The organism is Carboxylicivirga litoralis, from assembly GCF_025499605.1.
In the GTDB taxonomy this organism is placed as follows: Bacteria; Bacteroidota; Bacteroidia; order Bacteroidales; family Marinilabiliaceae; genus Carboxylicivirga; species Carboxylicivirga litoralis.
Window position 1 is genome coordinate 1 of the sequence record NZ_JAFMVC010000085.1, and the last position, 1,943, is coordinate 1,943.

General features: G+C 29.7%; 2 protein-coding genes. Both read left to right on the top strand.

All coding sequences use genetic code 11. The features are described 5' to 3' along the window. Positions 1-151 precede the first annotated feature (151 nt). Positions 152-1,390: a hypothetical protein gene (locus J1N10_RS20775; protein ID WP_262328651.1), complete on the top strand. Its 1,239-nt coding sequence runs from the start codon at positions 152-154 to the stop codon at positions 1,388-1,390. A 163-nt stretch (positions 1,391-1,553) separates the two neighbouring features. Further along, a partial coding sequence (locus J1N10_RS20780; RefSeq protein WP_262328652.1) for a hypothetical protein occupies positions 1,554-1,943 on the top strand: 390 nt, incomplete at its 3' end.

Below are 1,943 nucleotides of genomic sequence, written 5' to 3' on the forward strand. Positions count from 1 at the left end.
TTTCAAATAAAAAGAATAAAATACGAGGGCTAACAACATGCAATAATGCATGGCCACCATTAAAGCTGGCCACAGCATCATGCAAACACCGTTGTGGGTAATTAAAAAAGTAAGACTCGCATAAATTGAAAAATCGTAATAAAAGAAAAATATGAAGCTTAAAGCATTAGTAATTCTATTACTATTAACCATTACAGTGCAAGCGAGGGCTTGGCGTATTGAAGGAGAAATGCTATATCTTGAAAAAGGTGATAATATTTGGCAAGTGGCATATAGCCTAACTGGCGATGGAGGTAATTGGAAAGAGTTATGGGCTACTAGAGTTGATACTTCAGTTATAAATCCTTTTCATGCGTATCCAAACATGAAATTTAAGCTTAAAAGTGGTCTCTTTACATGGAATATAAATAAAAAGCTGAACTCAGTTAATTTGGATTCGTCTTCCATATTTTTAAATAATCAACTACAGAAAAGTACATTAGTTTCGTCGAAATCAAAGGAAACGAATAATAAAATTCTTGGATTAGATTATAGTTTTGCGCGTATAATTATACCAGTTTTAGTTACACTCTTGGTTTTTCTTCTTGGTCAATTAATCAATTGGTTTAAAGGAAAACTTGAAAGAATAACAGAAATGAAATCCATTAAAGCTACCATTGAGCATTGGATATTATTTGTAGAACCAACCATAAATAGTCAAATTGATGGCTGTAATAAATTTGTTAAAGCCTTAAATGAATCAACGAATCTTCAAACTGAAAGATTTGAGTTTTCATCAATGCTAGTTGATAAACTTCAGCAAATTGAATTAAGGGAGTTGATTGAAACAATAATGCTTAATTTAAAAGGAGAGGAGAAAACGAAAGCTAAAATGATTTTTAATATCATTAGTCAAGTTGAATTTCTTGTAAAGATAGAAGCTCACATTCAAAATAATTATGAAAAATTTCATTCTTATACAGAAGAATTAATGACTAATTGGAATTCAGCTTTTACACAATTTAATTCAATTATGAACGAGACTTCAAGAATCGTAAATGAGGCAGAGCCCAATTGTGATTTTGTAACAGCAAAGAATAAAATATGTAATGATTTCCTTTCGACAAAGGAACAAAAACCACTCAATAAGATATTTGATGAATTAGTTTTGCCTTTGGAGTCAGAAGTTGATAAATATTTAAAAACTCCAAATAAACAATTAGTTGTAAACCTAGGATATAGTATTGAGTCTTTAAAGATTATAAAACTCAAATGGGAAACTCATAAAACAGGACATATTCAATTAAATGAAGGGTATGCAAAGAAAATAAGTGATGTTTATAATGTACTTAAAACTGTTGCAAGTGAATTGAAGAAATCTAATTTCAAACCTCTTTATTTAATAAAATAACTACCCACAACAATAAATATACGTAATGCGGGGTGGTTGGTTAATTTGAACATAAAAGCATTTAATAAACAATATAGCGGTTTGATTGCTTGGAGCTTCGAACTCCCGCACTACGCATATTCGAGCCGTTGGGTGCAAGCATTCGAGCAGATAACAGAAAAATATGAAACAAGAGGAAAGTATGCTACAAAAATTATTAGATGATACATTTAATAAATCGACAATTGAACAAATTGAAAACAATTATATAGGAAAAGTTAAATCTGTTACCAAATGGTTATGTTTTAGTGATTATTGTTTGGATGATAGGAGTAAACCAAATAATGTAGTTACTTTTTCATTAATACCATATATCTCAGACTTAAAGGAGTTGGAAGAGTTTATTGAAGAAAACGCTAAAACTGACATTAAGAAAACTCGTTCCGTTAATCCTAAGTTCATTGAATTTCTGAAGAAATATCCATTAATCAATTTCAGTTTTATACTTAACAATAGAAAAAGTTTTTTTGGGATATCTCATGATGAAGTAAAAGATAATTTAAAGTCTGAGTAC